15 protein-coding genes and 2 pseudogenes are annotated in these 16963 nt (G+C 58.4%); 13 read left to right on the top strand and 4 right to left on the bottom strand.

The genetic code is table 11. The features are described from left to right. Positions 1-25: 25 nt before the first annotated feature. Together AC1RVY_RS02625 and AC1RVY_RS02620 are read left to right on the top strand one after the other, a co-directional pair. Entirely contained in the window at positions 26-1798 is a 1773-nt protein-coding gene (locus tag AC1RVY_RS02625; RefSeq protein WP_492805186.1) for an alkaline phosphatase D family protein, read from the top strand. 211 nt (positions 1799-2009) lie between these two features. After that, positions 2010-3160 (top strand): annotated as a pseudogene (locus AC1RVY_RS02620) (IS3 family transposase). 212 nt (positions 3161-3372) lie between these two features. On the opposite strand, the gene AC1RVY_RS02615 reads toward AC1RVY_RS02620, so the two are convergent. Next, entirely contained in the window at positions 3373-3783 is a 411-nt protein-coding gene (locus AC1RVY_RS02615) for a helix-turn-helix domain-containing protein (protein ID WP_492805184.1), read from the bottom strand. Between the two features lie 206 nt (positions 3784-3989). On the opposite strand from AC1RVY_RS02615, the gene AC1RVY_RS02610 reads away from it, so the two are divergent. Continuing rightward, a complete protein-coding gene (locus tag AC1RVY_RS02610; protein ID WP_492805182.1) occupies positions 3990-4430 on the top strand; it encodes a hypothetical protein in 441 nt (146 codons plus the stop codon). On the opposite strand, the gene AC1RVY_RS02605 is transcribed toward AC1RVY_RS02610, so the two are convergent. Then, a complete protein-coding gene (locus AC1RVY_RS02605; RefSeq protein WP_492805180.1) occupies positions 4427-4729 on the bottom strand; it encodes a helix-turn-helix domain-containing protein in 303 nt (100 codons plus the stop codon). The two genes, AC1RVY_RS02610 and AC1RVY_RS02605, sit on opposite strands and share 4 nt — an antisense overlap. Positions 4730-4842: 113 nt before the next feature. Here AC1RVY_RS02605 and AC1RVY_RS02600 point away from each other — a divergent pair, with 113 nt between their 5' ends. From AC1RVY_RS02600 to AC1RVY_RS02575, 6 genes and pseudogenes are all read left to right on the top strand, one after another. Next, entirely contained in the window at positions 4843-5295 is a 453-nt protein-coding gene (locus AC1RVY_RS02600) for an HAD domain-containing protein (RefSeq protein WP_492805178.1), read from the top strand. Positions 5296-5639: 344 nt separating this feature from the next. Further along, on the top strand, positions 5640-5948 hold the full coding sequence (locus AC1RVY_RS02595) for a hypothetical protein (RefSeq protein ID WP_492805176.1): 309 nt from the start codon (positions 5640-5642) through the stop codon (positions 5946-5948). A 26-nt stretch (positions 5949-5974) separates the two neighbouring features. Further along, the gene (locus AC1RVY_RS02590) at positions 5975-6196 is read left to right on the top strand and encodes a hypothetical protein (RefSeq protein WP_492805174.1); all 222 of its coding nucleotides are present in this window, start codon (positions 5975-5977) and stop codon (positions 6194-6196) included. A gap of 206 nt (positions 6197-6402) precedes the next feature. Then, positions 6403-7935 (top strand): annotated as a pseudogene (istA, locus tag AC1RVY_RS02585) (IS21 family transposase). Continuing rightward, positions 7928-8824 (top strand): IS21-like element helper ATPase IstB, encoded by an 897-nt coding sequence (istB, locus tag AC1RVY_RS02580; RefSeq protein WP_492805173.1) that lies wholly within the window; start codon positions 7928-7930, stop codon positions 8822-8824. Before istA ends, istB begins: the two are co-directional and overlap by 8 nt. A 156-nt stretch (positions 8825-8980) precedes the next feature. Continuing rightward, the gene (locus AC1RVY_RS02575) at positions 8981-9262 is read left to right on the top strand and encodes a hypothetical protein (RefSeq protein WP_492805171.1); all 282 of its coding nucleotides are present in this window, start codon (positions 8981-8983) and stop codon (positions 9260-9262) included. A 556-nt stretch (positions 9263-9818) separates the two neighbouring features. On the opposite strand, the gene AC1RVY_RS02570 is transcribed toward AC1RVY_RS02575, so the two are convergent. Then, a complete protein-coding gene (locus AC1RVY_RS02570; RefSeq protein WP_492805169.1) occupies positions 9819-11165 on the bottom strand; it encodes a HipA domain-containing protein in 1347 nt (448 codons plus the stop codon). Then, complete coding sequence (locus AC1RVY_RS02565; protein ID WP_492805168.1) at positions 11162-11479, bottom strand: helix-turn-helix domain-containing protein; 318 nt, start codon at positions 11477-11479, stop codon at positions 11162-11164. The genes AC1RVY_RS02570 and AC1RVY_RS02565 overlap by 4 nt, the downstream gene beginning before the upstream one ends. A gap of 223 nt (positions 11480-11702) precedes the next feature. Between AC1RVY_RS02565 and AC1RVY_RS02560 the strand changes: the two genes are divergently transcribed. The 4 genes from AC1RVY_RS02560 to AC1RVY_RS02545 all read left to right on the top strand — a co-directional run bounded on the left by AC1RVY_RS02560 (position 11703) and on the right by AC1RVY_RS02545 (position 16921). Beyond that, positions 11703-12635, top strand: a complete 933-nt coding sequence (locus AC1RVY_RS02560) for a hypothetical protein (RefSeq protein ID WP_492805166.1) — start codon at positions 11703-11705, stop codon at positions 12633-12635. A 164-nt stretch (positions 12636-12799) separates the two neighbouring features. Next, positions 12800-13699, top strand: coding sequence for a DUF72 domain-containing protein (locus AC1RVY_RS02555; RefSeq protein WP_492805164.1), 900 nt, complete (start codon positions 12800-12802; stop codon positions 13697-13699). 102 nt (positions 13700-13801) lie between these two features. After that, positions 13802-14023, top strand: coding sequence for a hypothetical protein (locus AC1RVY_RS02550; protein ID WP_492805163.1), 222 nt, complete (start codon positions 13802-13804; stop codon positions 14021-14023). Positions 14024-14137: 114 nt separating this feature from the next. Beyond that, complete coding sequence (locus tag AC1RVY_RS02545) at positions 14138-16921, top strand: DNA methyltransferase (RefSeq protein ID WP_492805161.1); 2784 nt, start codon at positions 14138-14140, stop codon at positions 16919-16921. The last annotated feature ends 42 nt before the right edge of the window (positions 16922-16963 follow it).

Here is a 16963-nt window from a genome sequence, read left to right as displayed (position 1 = left end):
CAATAACCACGGAGGGATCACTTCAATGGCAACAAAAATTCTGCTTGGGCCCGTGCTTTCGTTTCGGGGGGCCTCAAAAGGAAAGTGGAAAGTCAGTGCGCTGATCGGCATTGATGAGGACGAAAAAGCACCTAAATTTACCGTTGATGGAAAGCCAGCGCCAAAAAGCAAGGTGTTGCTCAAGCACGGCGGACGCCAATACCTTCGCTACGACCTGACGACACACCAAGGTGATCAAGAGCGCAAGGTTGAGTACACGATTGGAGGGGTCGACGAGGTATGGCACTTCACTGTGTCAGGGAAGGCCTATGCACCTCGCATGGCCTATGTGTCATGCAATGGCTTTTCGGACCCCAGCAGCATCCGCAAGTTGATCAAGGGTGAAAACGCCGTCTGGGCGGATCTGCTGTGCAACCACGACAAGCAGGTGCGCCCTGCGGGCTACATGCTCGACAAGGAGCAGCTTTGGCATGAATCGAGGACCCAAGACAAGAATCTGCAGCGTTTCCACTTGCTGCTGATGGGAGGAGATCAGATCTACTTTGACTCTATCTGGGAAGACGTCAAGGAACTCAAGGGGTGGATTGGCCTACCCAGAGAGCAGCAGTTGGTATTCCCCGTCGGCCCCGAGCTGGAGGCGAGGATTGAGGACTACTACCTCAACCTGTACGCCGACAGATGGCTACCCAAAGAACGAGGCGATTGGGATACCAAGGCTAAGCCGCTTGATGCAGCGCAGGCCATGGCGCGAACTCCCACGGTCATGATGTGGGATGACCACGATATCTTCGATGGCTGGGGTTCCTACAGCTGCGAGATGCAGCACAGTCCGCTGTTTCAACGACTCTTCCATCATGCACGACGAGCATTCTGGGTGTTCCAGATGCAGCATGCGGCTGAGAGCCTCCCTGAGTTGACGCGAAGAGACGACGTGCAAGTCAGAGCGAATGACCCGCTCTTCAAGAAGATTGAGTGGTCAAAAGCACTCAAAGGCGATGCCCTCGCGTTGCCTCTACTGGATTTACAACCCGGTTTCAGTTTCGCGCACGCTATCGGCCCCGTGCAGCTGCTGGTAGCCGACCTGCGAACAGAACGCTCTCACGAGCAGGTGCTGGGACCGGACACATGGAGCGCTCTGAAAGACTGGCTCAAGCAGATTCCAGAGAACGGGCGCAAGCACCCAGGAGAAGGTTGCCAGCACTTGCTATTTATGTCCTCCGTCCCGGTCGTACACCCGAAGTTGTCACTGGCGGAGGCATTCCTGGACAACTTCGGCTCCGACCATGTTCTTGATAGCAGTGCCGATGATCTAAAAGATCACTGGACCCACGACGACCATGAGGGCGAACGTCTGCGCCTGCTCGAAACCCTGTTCGCGACCGCAAAGGCAAAGCAACTCAGAGTGGCCATCGTCTCAGGAGACGTGCACGTAGCGGCACATGGGGTTGCTTATCGCAAAGACGTAGGTCCGCAAGACAACTGGGCGCAGATTCAGCAGTTCACTTCGACAGCTGTGGTTCACCCGTCGCTGGTATCTGTTCCCGAGCGATTATTCTTTCACGTCCTGGACAACGTGGGCAGGATCACGCAGAACTTGGACGTAAACACCAGTGCAGAGATGCTGATCTTTCCGCAGTCGAACCGGAGGGTCTTGGCTGCCCGAAACTGGCTTGCTCTCGAGCTGGATATTGGTGGGGCCAATGCCGCTGGCTCCAAGCTCTGGGCAACCTGGCGGTGCGAAACGAAAGATGGGGTGTCGAATCACCTGATGGCTGTGGAACCAACGGTGATGCAATGAGGCGGCATTGCCCCAAGGGGAATCCCATTATTACGTCCGCGCGTGGAAGGTCGATAAGGACGAAACAGCAAGCCATCTACTCGGAAGCCCTGGAACGATCGAATCTCTCTCATGCGCCTAACTGAGTTATTGCTGGCAATCCATGGAATGAATCGCCCCGGGTTTTCTAGACACCTCTGAGCCTCAAACCTGAGGCCCAATAGGAGGTGCCATGAGTAAGCAAAGATACCCCGAAGAATTCAAGACCGAAGCGGTCAAACAGATCACCGAGCGTGGCCACAAGGTGGTCGACGTATCCGCCAGGCTTGGTGTTAGCCAGCACAGCCTGTATCAGTGGATCAAGGCCCATCGAATGCCCGCGGCACAACGGCAAGCGCAGGGGTCACAGGCGGATGAGCTGCGCAAACTGAAGGCCGAGCTCAAACGTGTGACCGAGGAGCGCGACATCCTAAAAAAGGCCGCAGCGTACTTTGCCAAGCAGTCCGGGTGAGGTACGCATTCATCGAGCGGCATGAACACCAGCACAGCGTTCGCCGCATGTGCAAGCTCATGACCGTGCACCCCAGCGGCTACTACGCCTGGAAGTGTGATCCGGTGAGTTCTCGTGGCAAGGACGATCAACGCTTGTTGGACCTGCTCAAGCACGCGTGACTGGAGAGTGGCGGCGTCTATGGCTATCGCAAGCTCACGATGGACATGCGCGACCTGGGAGAGCGCTGCGGCAAGCACCGCGTGGCCCGATTGCTCAAGCTTGAAGGCCTGCGTTCACAGACTGGCTATCGACGCCGACCTGGCCCGCGTGGCGCCAAGCCAGCGGTGGTGGCACCAAACCATCTGCAGCGCCAGTTCAATGTCAGCGAGCCCAATCAGTCATGGGTGACCGACATCACCTACATCCGCACCCATGAAGGCTGGTTGTACCTGAGTGCCGTCATCGACCTGTTCTCCAGGCAGGTGATCGGCTGATCCATGGGGCACCGCATCGACACTGAGTTAGTGCTCAACGCTCTGCTGATGGCATTGTGGCGCCGACAACCCAAAGCTGCTGTCACCGTCCACTCTGATCAGGGCAGTCAGTTCACTGGGCATGCATGGCAAGACTTCCTGCGCGCTCACAACCTGGTTTGCAGCATGAGCCGTCGGGGCAATTGCCATGACAACGCCGTGGCCGAAAGCTTCTTTCAACTTTTGAAACGAGAGCGAATCCGTCGCCAAATCTACCCAACCCGCGATCAAGCCAGAGCCGATGTCTTTAACTACATCGAGATGTTCTACAACCCTAAGCGACGCCACGGCACTGCCGGAGATACTTCACCGGTAGAGTTCGAAAGACACCATTTCCAACGGCTCAAAAGTGTCTAGGGAATCCGGGGCGATTCACTGTCTGTCTTCCACGGCATAGCGGATGACACTGGCACAGCTGACAGGGGCGTCCTCCCTGAACCCCTTCGCCCAAGGCGTTTGTTCGAGGGTTTCCTGTGTCAAGGTGGCCTGGGCGGTCTGTCAACGTACCACGCGCATGATCGATAACATGCGCGTGTTAGTTCAATCTCGCGCGTCGAGGTACGTCTGGCTCACCAAAGACCTCGCTTGTTCACTTGGGCAAGCACGGTGGACAAGGCTGCCAGTCTTTGTGCCTCCGCCAGAACATCGGTCACAGCGAGCGCTGGTGGCATCGGAAACCCTGCAACTTCATGGGTACGCCTGAGCACCTGTTCCACCAAACTGGTTCGCGGAACGAAAACGTAGTGCACTTCGCAATCCAGGCCATGCGCCAGGCGCGCAAGAGTGTTCAGCGTGATAGTCCCGTTCGCCTCGGCCTGTTCCAGTTTGCGTGCGCCCTGGGCGGTCATACCCAAACGCTCTCCAAGCGCTTTGGAACTCATTCCCAGTGCCAACCGAATCGTCTTCGTCCACCCGCATCTGGGCGTGGCATTGCGCTGCAGCTTCGCGTAGTCGCAAAACTGCCGGTCAAGTTCGGTCAAACGGGTGAGATCCAGACGGTTTTTCAAGAGGGCAAAAAGGATTGGGCAACAGGCTGGTTGCCTCTCCAAACACATTCGGGCAACCTGTTTATTTCCATTGAGAGGCGGGCGCACTTGGGACTCAAAAACGGCATTCCCACTGGGATATCTTCGCACACCACGGTCTCGAACGGGACCAAATAGTCTCTAATCAACTTGAATGGCGAATGATGCTGCGTTTGGAAAAAGCGACTCTCGGAAAATTTGGTGCACAGGACATGATGGGTCTGATCACATCACGGGGATGGGAATCCATCTTGCCGGATGCGCTGGATGACAACCACCTATTGTTGGTGTCAGACCAGTTTCGAGACCTTCTGTCTGGCGTTGGCTGCAATGGGGACCACGACCCTGCACGTGCGGCCTTACCAATCACGCTGTTGCTTCTTTCTAAGGCGGGGGCCAAACGTTCAGGCGACAGTTTGGAAGTCGGTCTCGAAACTCTGCAGGAAGCACTGTGCTTGCTCAGTACCGCCGTTGATCGGGAGATCGTCAATCGGATGCTGCAACGCCAGGACGCCACACCGATTGGTACTGGACTGATACAAGGACTTCAAATGCTGGTTCAGCATGCCCAGGAACAAGCTGACTCGGAATGCCACGCCTAATCTGAGACGATGCTCTTGAAGTCGGCTTTGACAACCTTAAGGAGCTCACTGACTGAAGTCGCGTCCAACTCCGAGCAGTAAGCTGCTGCAACGAGCGTCAAAGGGTGGATCTGCATCTGCTCGGCCAACACCTCGATGGTGCGGACACTGGGAACTTGGTGCCCTTGCTCGATACGACTGATGTGCCGGCGACTGGTGGCCAAGAGCATGTCTTCCTGCACCAAGCCGCGTGCCGCGCGCAATTGCTGCAGCGCCCGACCAAAGTCGGCTTGGGGTGGGACACGCTTTCGGGAAGACATCCACCCGATTTCCGTCCAACGAGACTAAAAAGACCACGACCAACTAGTCTCATTGGCAGGCTAACTCTGTAGAAATTTCATCCCTGTTGGAAATCTGTTTCTGAATTAGCACTGTGCCCATACTCTTTTTGGATTTTGATGGGGTCCTACACCCAGAGCATTGTCATGAGTCGAGGCACTTCTGTTGCCTACCTATCTTGGAAGAAGCGTTACGACAGGTGCCCGAGTGCCAGATCGTGATCACCAGCACCTGGCGCCTGGAACAGGCCTATGAGGATCTATTGGAAAGGTTCTCTCCGGACATTGCCGCCATGGTCGAGGGCGTCACCCCCAGATATCGCGATCTAACGAACGTCCCGAATACGCTGGTAGGGTACGAGCGGGAGGCGGAGTGCCATGCCTGGCTTTGGGCGAACAACGTGCCGCATCGCAGCTGGGTGGCCGTGGATGACCGTTCTTGGCTCTATCGGCCGTTTTGCAAGTCGTTGTTTTTGGTCGATGGCCGAACGGGGCTTACGCAGGTTACCGGTTCGCAACTTGCAGCGCGTCTTCAGAGCCTTCTTTGAAAAGACAGCCAGGGGGTAGACAGCATGACCTTAGATCGAAGAATTCTAAAGTTAACCCAAACCTCCTAGCCGGGTGGTCTACACCGAAGGTGAGATCACCCTCCTACTTTCGAAGGAATCCCGGCCGACCCTCTCCGCGCCTTTGCCCATCCTTCCGCTCGCCTTCAAGACCTGTAAAAACTCGCGCGCTTTGAGCAGGCTCTTGTCCGACCAAGGGATTGAAGCCAGGACTGTGGGGGCAAAAGAGTGCTCCATGGGGAGGCCTCCTTGGGTTCATCCTACATGCGCTTTTGCGGCAAAAGCTGTATATTTATCCAGTATTCAACCACAGGAGAAGCAGCGCCATGCAAGTCATCGAATCCACCTATGTCGTCACCCTGCGCGACTACCCCGAAGAGATCCCTGCCAAGGAGCGGATTGCCGCAGAAACCCGGTATGCCCAAGCCCTGGAAAAGCAGCTCGGTGGTCCCGAGCAAGTCGCCGCCGCCCTGGACACCATGCACAGCCTGGAAGAGTCGCAGCCCGAGGTGGTGTCTCCTGGCGATCTCACTTTGCTCAAGGCCTGGGGCAAGGCCAGTGCGGCGGCCAAGCAGGCGGGGTTCCGGGACCTGGGCGAAGGGGAAGGGGCGTACTTTGAAGTGCGGCTGGTGTGAGGGTGGTGATCCACTGAGGACACGCCATGCCGATCAACGCGCCCTGGAACTACCCAACGCTGATGTGCACACCACCGGGCACAGCCGGTGGTGTGTTCCCGGCAGAGACCATATTGCCGCTGGAGGCTGAGGCGTATGCGGTCACGCAGGAGGGTGAGATCTGGCGGGTGACGGTGAAGCAGTCTGGAGAGGTGCTGTATGAGGGGTCCGGGCCTGTGGAGCTGGTGGAGTCGCCTGCGCCGTTTTGAAGCAATTCGATTGCACCGCACCGGCTTGCGGTTGTAAGGTGCATCAGCCAGCAAGGAGTCGATATGTCGATGGATCGTGCCAACTATCCCGGGGTGTTGGTGCCGATGCAAACTTGACCAGCTAAACCGCAAAGTGCCAATCCAATATTGACCAGGGTGTTCCACTGACCTGCTGAGAATTTCAGCAGGGATTCAAGGTGATCACCATGGACATGATTGGCAAGGTCAGGCGCATGAGGCTGCGCGACCAACTCTCCCTCAGCGAGATCGCAAGGCGCACGGGCCTGTCGCGCAACACGGTCAAGAAGTGGCTCAAGGCGCCCGGCGATGTTGCCCCGAAGTACGAGCGGGTGAAGCTCGATGGCAAGCTAACTGCGTTCGAGCCGATCCTGCATCAAGCGCTCACAACCGACAGCCATCGCCCCAAGCAGGGACGGCGCAGCGGCCGTGCCTTGTTTGCTCAGATACAGGCCCAGGGCTACCGCGGCGGCTACAGCGCCGTCACCGACTACATCCGTCGCTGGCGGGTGGAGTCGGCAGCCAGTCCGTCCAAGGCGTTCGTTCCGATGAGCTTCTAGCTGGGCGAGGCCTTCCAGTTCGACTGGAGCGTCGAAGCCATGGTCGTCGGCGGCGTGTTCTACAACGTGCAAGTGGCGCACCTGAAGCTGTGCGCCAGCCGTGCCTTCTGGCTGGTGGCCTACCCCAGCCAGGGCCATGAGATGCTGTTCGATGCCCACACTCGCTCGTTCCAGGCACTTGGCGGCGTCACCCGGCGCGGCATCTACGACAACATGCGCACCGCCGTGGACAAGGTGCAACGCGGCAAGCAGCGCACGGTCAACGCGCGCTTCGCAGCCATGTGCAGCCACTACCCGTTCGACCCCGACTTCTGCAACGTCGCCTCGGGCTGGGAGAAGGGGGTGGTGGAGAAGAACGTGCAGGACAGCCGCAGGCGCATCTGGATCGAAGCCGCGACCCGTCGCTTCGGCTCGTTCATCGAACTCAATGCCTGGCTGAGCGAGCGGTGTCGTTCGGTGTGGAGCGACACCACGCATCCGATCCACCGACAGTTCACCGTGGCCGAGATGTGGGAGTTGGAGAAGCCTCACCTCATGTCCATGCCGGCCCCCTTCAACGGCTATGTCGAGCGGCTGGCCCGGGTCAGCAGCACCTGCCTGGTGGCCGCCGCGCGCAACCGTTACTCCGTGCCGTGCGAGTGGGCCGGCCACATCGTCAGCACCCGCGTCTATCCCGAACGAATCGATGTGGCGGCCGCAGATGCCGTCGTAGCCAGCCATGCCCGGCTGCCGGGCAGTGGCCAGACCAGCTACGACTGGCAGCACTACATCGACCTGGTGCAGCGCAAACCGGGCGCATTGCGCAATGGCACGCCGTTCCTGGACCTTCCGGCGCCGTTGCTGCGTTTGCGCCAGTCTCTGCTCAGGCACCCTGGAGGAGACCGGGTCATGGCACAGGTGCTGGCCGTGGTGCCGCAGGCCGGGCTGGAAGCGGTGCTGGTGGCCATCGAGTTGGTACTCGAAGGCAGGGCCCCCAGCGGCAGTATCAGCGTGGAGCACGTGCGCAACGTGCTGGCCCGCTTGAACAACCCGGCCACGCCGGCGCAGGCGCAGACGTCCTTGCAACTCACCCAGGCGCCCAAGGCCGACACCGCGCGTTATGACCGGCTGCGCCCCACCCACCAGGATCATCTAGACGGGCAGGAGGTGGGCCATGCGTGAGACCTCCATCGATGTGCAGGCCCAACTGAAGGCGCTGCGGCTCAACGGCATGGCCACGGCCTGGGCCGATCTGACGGAGCAAGGCGGCGATACGACCCTGGCCGCATCACGCTGGCTGGTGGAGCACCTGCTGCAGGCTGAAGATGCTGATCGGGCGATGCGTTCCATCGCCCACCAGATGAAGGCGGCACGCTTCCCGATGCACCGCGACCTGGCTGGGTTCGACTTCACCGTCGCGCCGGTCGACCGCGCGTTGATCCAGAAACTGGCGGACCTCTCGTTCACGCAGGATGCGCAGAACGTGGTGCTAGTCGGCGGCCCAGGCACCGGCAAAACCCACTTGGCCACGGCGCTGGGAATTGCTGGGCTCACTCGGCACGCCAAGCGAGTGCGGTTCTACTCCACGGTTGATCTGGTCAATGCCCTGGAGCATGAGAAGAGCCAGGGCCGTGCCGGACGCATCGCCATGAGTCTGGTGCGCATGGACCTGGTCGTGCTCGACGAGTTGGGCTACCTACCCTTCAGCCAGGCCGGTGGCGCCTTGTTGTTCCACCTGCTGTCCAAGCTGTACGAGCACACCAGCGTGATGATCACCACCAACCTGACGTTCGCGGAGTGGTCCACGGTGTTCGGCGATGCCAAGATGACCACTGCGTTGCTGGATCGCTTGACCCATCACTGCCACATCATCGAGACGGGCAACGAGTCCTACCGCTTCCGCCACAGCACGCACGAAGCCAAAGGGCGCATCAAGACCCGTGAGCAGACCAGGAAGGCAGCAGCGGCCCAGGTTAGCGAGACCGCGGAGGAAGGGGCCTCGCCTGACGGCTCGGCAATACCAACCAAGAGTTCAAAAAAAGGAGGACCTACCGAAGCATCCACCCTATAGTTATCCACAGTTGGCTTCAAATGGAACCAGCTCTAGCCCCTGGTCAATGTTCGACTGGCACTGCTGATCACGATTGCACTGGCACTAACACCCGGGGTGCCGGAAGACTTTCCGGTGACCGCAGTACCGTCTGCCGTTGCGGGTGCTCAGCCCAAGATGAACCTGATTGAGGAAGGTGGGAAGTTCTATGCCCCTGGCACTTCGCCAGGCGAGGTCATGGCGGCCTTCCAGATGTGTGACGATCTGGTCTCGCAGATGGTCGCGTACTGCCAGAGAAAACTCGCCACCTACGAAGGCAACCAGGAGGAGACAGTGAAGGCTGCGTTGAAGGGGCTGCTGGCCAAGCGGTGGTGCACCGATGCGCAGTGCGTGTGGATCATGCGCAGGGTGGTGGATGAGCTGCAGTGGACTGTGGGTGATAGCGCTCTGGCGACCTGATGACCCGGACTGGTTATTGATCGGATCGTCATGACCAACCCATGGTCCGATAGTCGCCACATTGCACCCGGGCCCACGCGGGTTGATGATCAACGACGCAGGTCCGCAACGAGAGTGGCCCAGAGCTACGAGCCCGACGATGGGCCGCTGTCTCCTGCGCAGATATCGGTGCTTCAGGCAGTGGCCGATGAAGATCTGCCTAAGGGGGCAGTTGTTCGCAGAAGGAGTCTTTTTCCTGGAGGATGACATGCCGAAAAAGCACACCACCAACCCTTTGCTGACAGCCCGCATCGGCTGGAGCAATGGCTCCCAGACGGTAGTGTTGCCGCCCGGATTCAGGTTTGCCGATTCCGTCCGTGAGCTGTCCATCCGCCGCGATGGCGAGAGGCTAGTGTTGACCCCATGCACCGTACCGGCCCCGTCCGTAGTAGGTCGCGGTGCCCTTCAGCATAGAGTTTGAGCATGTGATCGAACTGGCTTGCAGCCTTACCACCTGCCTTAAAAGGATTGCGCCGACTCGGTTTCGGCACGGCTACGCTATTGCTGAGACCTTTGATCATTGGGGCTCCTTTGATGCCGGAACAGGCAAATGGACCAGCCTGAGCATGTCCGCAATCACAATCATGCGGATGGAGCGCAGGAGATGGCTTTGTGCGCCGATGGTCTCGCGGGTTGGCGTGCCGTTTGGCCCTGCGCCGTCGAGCATAGTGGCTTCCAGCTTGTCGGCAATGTCTTCTGCGGCCTTATCCAACTTGGTCACGATTTTGGCGATCTCGCGCGCGGCAGTGACCTTGTTGAGCCCCAGCTCCATCCCGGTTGCAAGGAGCTTTTCGAAGGTCACTTCAGCAAAGAAGGTCGCTCCAGCAACGGGAGTGGCCAGCTTTTCGTTGGGCCAGACAGCATCGCCGTCGCTGTAGACCCGCGTGTGATAGACCGCCGTGCACAGGAGGTCGTAGAAGGGGGCCACTCGCTTACCCTCCTGATCCACCAAAAACGAGATGTTCTTCAGGTGCGAGTCCGAGTTGCCCACCATCGTGTTGAAGATGATCCAGCGGTACACCTCCAAGCGCGCCACCACCTTGTTGCGACACTGGTCGATAAGTTCATTGAGCTTGGGGAGGGTGGCGCTCGTGTACTTGTTGAATGCAGGCTCATTGAGCAGTTGGATGCCGTCGAGCGCATGCACGCGGTCGGGTTCGATATGCCCAGGCGTTCGGTCGAAACGCTCGATGATGAACACAGGCTCCGGGAGGTACAAGTGCCAGACACTGGGCACGGTGAGCCCCAACCGAGCAGCCAGCAGCATGGTGAACGTTTCGTTGATCACCGAGTGCGGATAGCCCTCGGCCGTCGAATTCGGCTTGAGGATGTGGGTGGATGGCGTGCCTTTCAGGGGCTCGCTCAATTCCTGGCTCTTCGGATCAAAGAGAACCACCATCTTGTGCTGAGCCCCGGCCAGCGACATGCGCTTGGGGGCATCCTTGTTCAGAGACGCCCTCGGCAGGTTGCGGATGCGTTGAGACAGGTCTTCCCAAGTGAGCGGCTGCATGCCTTTTTCGGGCTGCGGTGCGCCCTCAGCCTGCAGCACCAGGGCCCCAGCCGACTCCATGCCCATGCGCTCCAGCATGCCGAAGGCATCCGCGGATTCCACGTTCACCTCTTTTGCCAGCACCTGGCGCATCAGCTCCTCGGGCAGCAGGTTGTCAAAGAACCATTGCACGGGCCGCGACGATGAGCCGTCCACCTGCCAGTCGGTGGATAACGGAAGAGACGGGGCCAGAGGGAATGCGCCGGGGCTTTCCAACCAGGTGCCGGCATACTGGAACGCCCAGATGTTGTCGGCATCGCGCAGCGTGCCCACCAGGGCGCCGTTGATGAGGACTTGGAGCGTGCGGGTTGTCATTCACGCACCTTTTTGATGATCATTTTGTTCTCGGTGCTGGAAAGGAGAACCATGTTTGTTTTGGGCAAAAAATGATCAAAGGCCTGTGCCATAGCCAATGCCTGCGAATCAGGCACCTCCAACAGCACCCGGATACCAAGCTCATCGAGCACCTTGAGCACGCGCCCGAACTGAATGGTGTCCTTGCCCTTCTCCAGGTCGCGCAGGAACACATGGCTTACTCCAGGCACATCCTCCTGACGAATACTGTTGACCTTGCGCATAGCGCGGATGGCCACACCGACGCTCTCAACTGACGTTACCTGTATCTGCATGTACACGCTCCTGAATCTCAATGATCGCTTAGGTTTAAGCCATTATGGACCCTGGAAGTAGTCAAACGCAACGATCTATTCGTTTTTGACCCTCACCAGTGGGTTTGAGGCTTAAAACTAAGCGCACGATTCGATTCTGACCTTCAACACATCGATAAAGCTTGTCTTCGAAGCGAGCGTTGCGATTCATCGGCAAGCGTCCGTACTGCCTATGATCTCGCGCATGGAATCCACCCATACCCTCTGCCCATACTTGGCCATACCCTTGAGCGAGTGCAAATCGGTCAACGGCGAACACATCTTGGCAAGCGCACTGGGCACACCCGAATCCTTCAAGATCGACGCTGACGCATCAGAGAACCAGAGGCTAAACATCGAGTTGGACGTGCCCATGCTTCGCTCTGAAATGCTGCAGCTATTGGCCGTTTCCGCTGGGGTTGTATCCCGCTCAGATAAAGACCATGTGGTGCTTACTGGCGCGCTGCCCACTGGCGATACTGCCCGAGTGAGGTTGGCGCCGGGTAGCGCTGAGTTCTCCCTTCCCTACCCTGTCGAGAAGGACCCCACCAGCGGCTTGGTGACAGGCGTCAAAGGCTTCGGGCCCGACGCGAAAGAGCTTGCAGACAAGGTGCTCAAGGGCATGGAGAAGCGAGGCTTGAAAGTCCAGGCCTCGGAGCCCCAACCGATAGACAGTGCCATGAAAATCAGCTTGGAAATGGATCTGAACCTCTTGCTGCGGTTCATGTGTCGCACGGCCTACCTGATGACGGTGGCCACGCTGGGAGACACGGCCATCACCTCGCAGAGTGGGGAGCAGTACCGGCGCGCGATCAACACCGTAGGTCTGACGCGCGACACCCTCATTGAAATCGGGATTGGGGGGCTCTTCCTGGACCCGCCAAGGCACCCAATCCAGTTCGCTAACCCTCACCACAATGGCCATACCCTCGCCTGTGTACCGCTCGCCGGGATGATGGTCAGCCACGTTGTACTGTTCGGGGTCTTCCACGCCAGCTTCATTACTGCGAATCCATGCAGAGAGGCCGAGGAGCCCAATTCGCTGGTGTTTTTCGTTGACCCCGCAACGAAGGCATGCACGCGGAGCGATCTCCTTTCCGAGCTTGCTGCCTCAAGGGTGAAGTTCGCGGGCGCCTGAAATAAAGCACGATGGCGGAGTAGGCTGCGCTCAACTCCTACATCGTTGGCGGCAGGCAGTCACCTACGATGAGGCATCTCGTAAGGGCATGATGCGGGCGCAACCACAGACATGAGGTTGTGCCAGCCCAAGCACCCTTGGCCGTCGCCAGAAAAGGAGCCCCCGTGAAAATCCTCGTCGGCACCGCTTCGTGGACAGATAAATCGCTGATCGACTCCGGCAAGTTCTACCCCCCAGAAGCGAAGTCGCCCGAGGCGCGCTTGCGGCACTACGCAAGCCTCTTCCCCATGGTGGAGGTCGATTCCTCCTACTACGCGATGCCCAGCGCTTCCACGGCTCAGCTCTGGGCCGAACGCACGCCCGCAGACTTCGTTTTCAATGTGAAGTCCTTTCGCCTGTTCACCGGCCATGCCACCCAGCCAAAGGTCCTGCACTCGGACATACGCACGGCTCTGCCTGAGGCGCTGGCAGGCAAGAAGAACCTCTACTACAAGGATTTGCCTATACCGGTGCTCGATGAGCTGTGGCGCCGATTCAAACAGTCATTGGAGCCCCTGGCTGGTGCAGGAAAGCTTGCGGCGGTCCACTTCCAGTTCGCGCCATGGGTGATCAACAACCGCGATGGCCAGGCCCACGTCCGGGAGTGTGTAGATCGCATGGGGGACCATCTGCTCGCGGTCGAGTTTCGCAACAAGACTTGGTTCGAGGGGCAGCACCGCAGTGCGACCCTGGAATTCGAACGCGAGATGGGGGTTGCCAATGTCATCGTGGACAGCCCTACGCACACCTCCAACAGCGTCGAACCGGTGTGGGATGTCACCAGCACCAGATTGGCGGTGCTTCGCCTCCACGGGCGCAACGAAGAGACCTGGAACATCAAAAGCGAGGCTGCGTCAGATCGCTTCAACTACGACTACTCCGACGATGAATTGCGCGCTCTGGTGCCCCAGATCCACAGCATCGCAGAGAAGGTTGATGTGATGCATGTGGTGTTCAACGTGAACCATGAAGATCAGGGCCAACGCAATGCACTGACTCTGATGCGTCTACTCAGTGAGGCTTGAGCCACTGGACCGAAGAGCGGCGGGTTGACCTACCAGGTGCTGGTAGCCGCCAAAGGTCCCTCCAAGCACAATGCGAAACACCGTCGAAACAAGGAGACACCCGTGAAAGATTGGATACACAGGACTGAAGCCGTGGGGTTTGAAGATCTCGAAGAGATGGCACGCGCCACGGGCCTCCTTGCAGTCGGGCAGACAATGAGCCCCCAGCTCCTTGCCTATACCCAGGCCGTAGTCGAACAGTGCGCATCCATCGCCGATGCCTACCCAGCGAACGACGCTGAGGAAAGTCCCGCCGAGCACATTCGAGCCATGCTTCCCTCTTGATTGACCGGCAGGCAGTTACAAAGTCGCTGGGAGTCATTGACCCCTCATCCGTGGGCGAGAATGGTGCACGATTCGATGCACTAACGAACGTCTCACCGGACACGAGGGAAACTGATGGCGAAGATCACGACGAACGAACTACGCAAGCGACTTTCTGCCTTTGCGCACCAATGGGCCGGAGCAAGCAGCGAAAAGGCCGACGAAAAGCTCTTCACCGCACAGTTCTTGGCGTGCTTCGGCGTCCAGCCACACCAATACAGCCGTGAGTTCAGGCTGACCATGCGTGACGGCAGTCACGGCTTCATGGATGGCTTCATTCCCGGCAAAGTGATCATTGAGGGCAAGAGCCTCGGCAAAGACCTCAAGAAGGCACGCGCACAGGCTGAGGAATACCGGTGGGCCTGCCCCCCTCAAGACCAGCCCCGCTACGTCTTGCTGCACGACTTCAACCAGTTCATCCTCTTTGACCTCACGCAGGACAAGTCGTATTCGTGCCTCCTGCAGGAGCTGTCAAAACGTGCCGAGTGGTTCCGGTTCCTCGTTGGCGACACTGCCCCAGAGATCACCGAGGAAAGCGAGGCCGACCGTCGCGCTGCCGAGAAGATGGCTGCGCTACACGAAGCGCTGCTCAAAAGCAATTTCACAGGCCGTGACTTGGAGATCTTCCTCACGCGCCTATTGTTTTGCCTGTTCGCCGACGACACGGCCATCTTCGGCGACAACGGACTGTTCCGCCGACTCATGGAGGGAACGCGCGAGGATGGCAAGGATGTCGGTTCTCAGCTAAGTGAGCTATTCGCGGTGCTTGACACGCCTGAGAAGAAGAGAAGCAAGCTACTCGATGAGGACCTTCGGGCCTTCGAATACATCAATGGGCAACTCTTCACCGAACGATCAGGAATCCCAGCTTTTGACAGCACCCTCCGGGATCTGCTGCTGGAGTGCGTTCGACTGGACTGGTCAAAAATCTCCCCGGCAATCTTTGGGGCGATGTTCCAGGGTGTGCTGGACGAGGCTGACGAAGATCAAGATGAAAAGGATGGCGTAAATGCCAAGAAAAAGAAGAAAGGGACCAAGCGCCGCGAGCTGGGGGCTCACTACACCTCTGAGCGCAACATCCTGAGAGCGATCAATCCGCTCTTCATGGATAGCCTTCGAGAGCAACTCCATGCAGCTGGTACCAGCCGCCCCAAGCTGCAGGCGCTCTACGACAAGTTGCCGTCGATTCGCGTCTTCGATCCCGCCTGCGGATGCGGCAACTTCCTTGTCATCGCCTACCGTGAGCTACGCCGCCTCGAATTGGATCTGATCGACCGGCTTTTCAGCAAGGGTGGACAAAGCAAGGGCCTGCTGGACATCAGCACCATGATTCGAGTGAGCGTTGAACAGTTTTTTGGCATCGAGATTGACGAAAGCGCGGCCCATATTGCTCAGGTGGCGATGTGGATCACCGATCATCAACTCAATCTGGAAGCCGCAGATCGCTTCGGCAGTACACGCCCCAGCGTACCGCTCGTTCATAGTCCTCATATTCGGCACGGCAACGCACTTCATGTTGACTGGGAGGAGGTACTTCCAGCGGCCGACTGCACCTACATCGTGGGCAACCCGCCGTTTGTCGGAGCCAAGTACCTCAAACCCGCGCAACGGCAGGACGTTGCCGTAGTCATGAATGGCGTCCCAAGCTTCGGATTGCTGGATTACGTGGCCTGCTGGCATGTGCTGGCCGCGCGCTATATGCTCAAAAACCCTTTGGTGCGTGTCTCCCTTGTGTCTACGAACAGCATCTGCCAGGGCGAACAAGTAGGCGTTCTGTGGCCCATTCTGCTGGCGCAAGGAATACAGATCCACTTCGCGCACCGCACCTTCCAGTGGAGCAACGAAGGGCGCGGAGTTGCCGCTGTCCACTGCATCATCGTCGGATTCGGTATGCAGCCCGCTGAGCAACCCCGCCTGTTCGAATACGGCTCCAACATCAAGGCGAATGAGGGGCAGCTCCAAATCGTCAAACGCATCAATCCCTACCTGGTGGATGCACCTGATGTAGTTCTAAAGCGCCGCTCAACTCCTTTGAGCGCCGTTCCGGCAATGGGTATTGGCAACAAGCCAATTGACGATGGGAATTACCTTTTCACACCGGAGCAAAAAGACGCGTTCATCGACAAGGAACCTGGTAGTGCCCCATTATTCCGCCGCTGGCTGGGCTCAGATGAATTCCTTAACGGGATTGAACGTTGGTGTCTTGTGCTCAAGGACTTAACACCTAATCAACTGGCGGCACTGCCAGAGTGTCGCAAGCGAACAGAGGCCGTTCGCACCTTCCGGGAGAAAAGCGGTAGCGGCCCAACAATTGCATTAGGTGCTACACCTCGACGCTTCCATGTGGAGTTCTTTCCTGAACGCAGCTACTTGGTTGTACCCAAAGTGTCGTCCGAAAAAAGACGATTCATTCCCATAGGGATTCTGGAGCCGGATATTCTTGCGAGTGATCTGCTCATGACCGTTCCTGACGCAACCTTGTATCACTTTGGCGTGTTGTCGAGCAGCGCTCACAACGCCTGGATGCGCGCAGTTTGCGGGAGACTGGAGAGCCGATACCGATACTCCAAGGACATCGTTTACAACAACTTTCCATGGCCAGCAAAACCGACTACAAAAAAGCAACAGGTCATCGAGGCCGCAGCACAAGAGGTTCTTGACGCTAGGGCAATGTACCCAGATAGCACCCTTGCCCAACTCTACAACCTCGCCACCATGCCTGCAGAGATGGTAACTGCACACGCGGCTCTGGACCGAGCAGTAGACGCTGCCTACGGATACAAAGGCGGGCCTGCTGACGCCAATCGTGTCCAGTACCTTTTCGAGAAATATTTGCAGGCCGGGGGTGATAGCCAGTGAGTTACTGGTCTGGATGCTGAGCAGAAGCATCGTGGTCCACGG

This window comes from Acidovorax sp. GW821-FHT11A03, assembly GCF_058809075.1.
This window is presented reverse-complemented; position numbering and strand designations above follow the sequence as displayed.

What these genes read in the sequence shown, in the direction of transcription:
- AC1RVY_RS02610 (WP_492805182.1), top strand. Translation starts at nt 3,990, where the DNA reads ATGATGCTGCGTTTGGAAAAAGCGACTCTCGGAAAATTTGGTGCACAG.
- AC1RVY_RS02595 (WP_492805176.1), top strand. Translation starts at nt 5,640, where the DNA reads ATGCAAGTCATCGAATCCACCTATGTCGTCACCCTGCGCGACTACCCC.
- AC1RVY_RS02560 (WP_492805166.1), top strand. Translation starts at nt 11,703, where the DNA reads ATGGAATCCACCCATACCCTCTGCCCATACTTGGCCATACCCTTGAGC.
- AC1RVY_RS02605 (WP_492805180.1), bottom strand. Translation starts at nt 4,729, where the DNA reads ATGTCTTCCCGAAAGCGTGTCCCACCCCAAGCCGACTTTGGTCGGGCG.
- AC1RVY_RS02625 (WP_492805186.1), top strand. Translation starts at nt 26, where the DNA reads ATGGCAACAAAAATTCTGCTTGGGCCCGTGCTTTCGTTTCGGGGGGCC.
- AC1RVY_RS02575 (WP_492805171.1), top strand. Translation starts at nt 8,981, where the DNA reads ATGAACCTGATTGAGGAAGGTGGGAAGTTCTATGCCCCTGGCACTTCG.
- AC1RVY_RS02545 (WP_492805161.1), top strand. Translation starts at nt 14,138, where the DNA reads ATGGCGAAGATCACGACGAACGAACTACGCAAGCGACTTTCTGCCTTT.
- AC1RVY_RS02565 (WP_492805168.1), bottom strand. Translation starts at nt 11,479, where the DNA reads ATGCAGATACAGGTAACGTCAGTTGAGAGCGTCGGTGTGGCCATCCGC.
- AC1RVY_RS02590 (WP_492805174.1), top strand. Translation starts at nt 5,975, where the DNA reads ATGCCGATCAACGCGCCCTGGAACTACCCAACGCTGATGTGCACACCA.
- AC1RVY_RS02570 (WP_492805169.1), bottom strand. Translation starts at nt 11,165, where the DNA reads ATGACAACCCGCACGCTCCAAGTCCTCATCAACGGCGCCCTGGTGGGC.
- istB (WP_492805173.1), top strand. Translation starts at nt 7,928, where the DNA reads ATGCGTGAGACCTCCATCGATGTGCAGGCCCAACTGAAGGCGCTGCGG.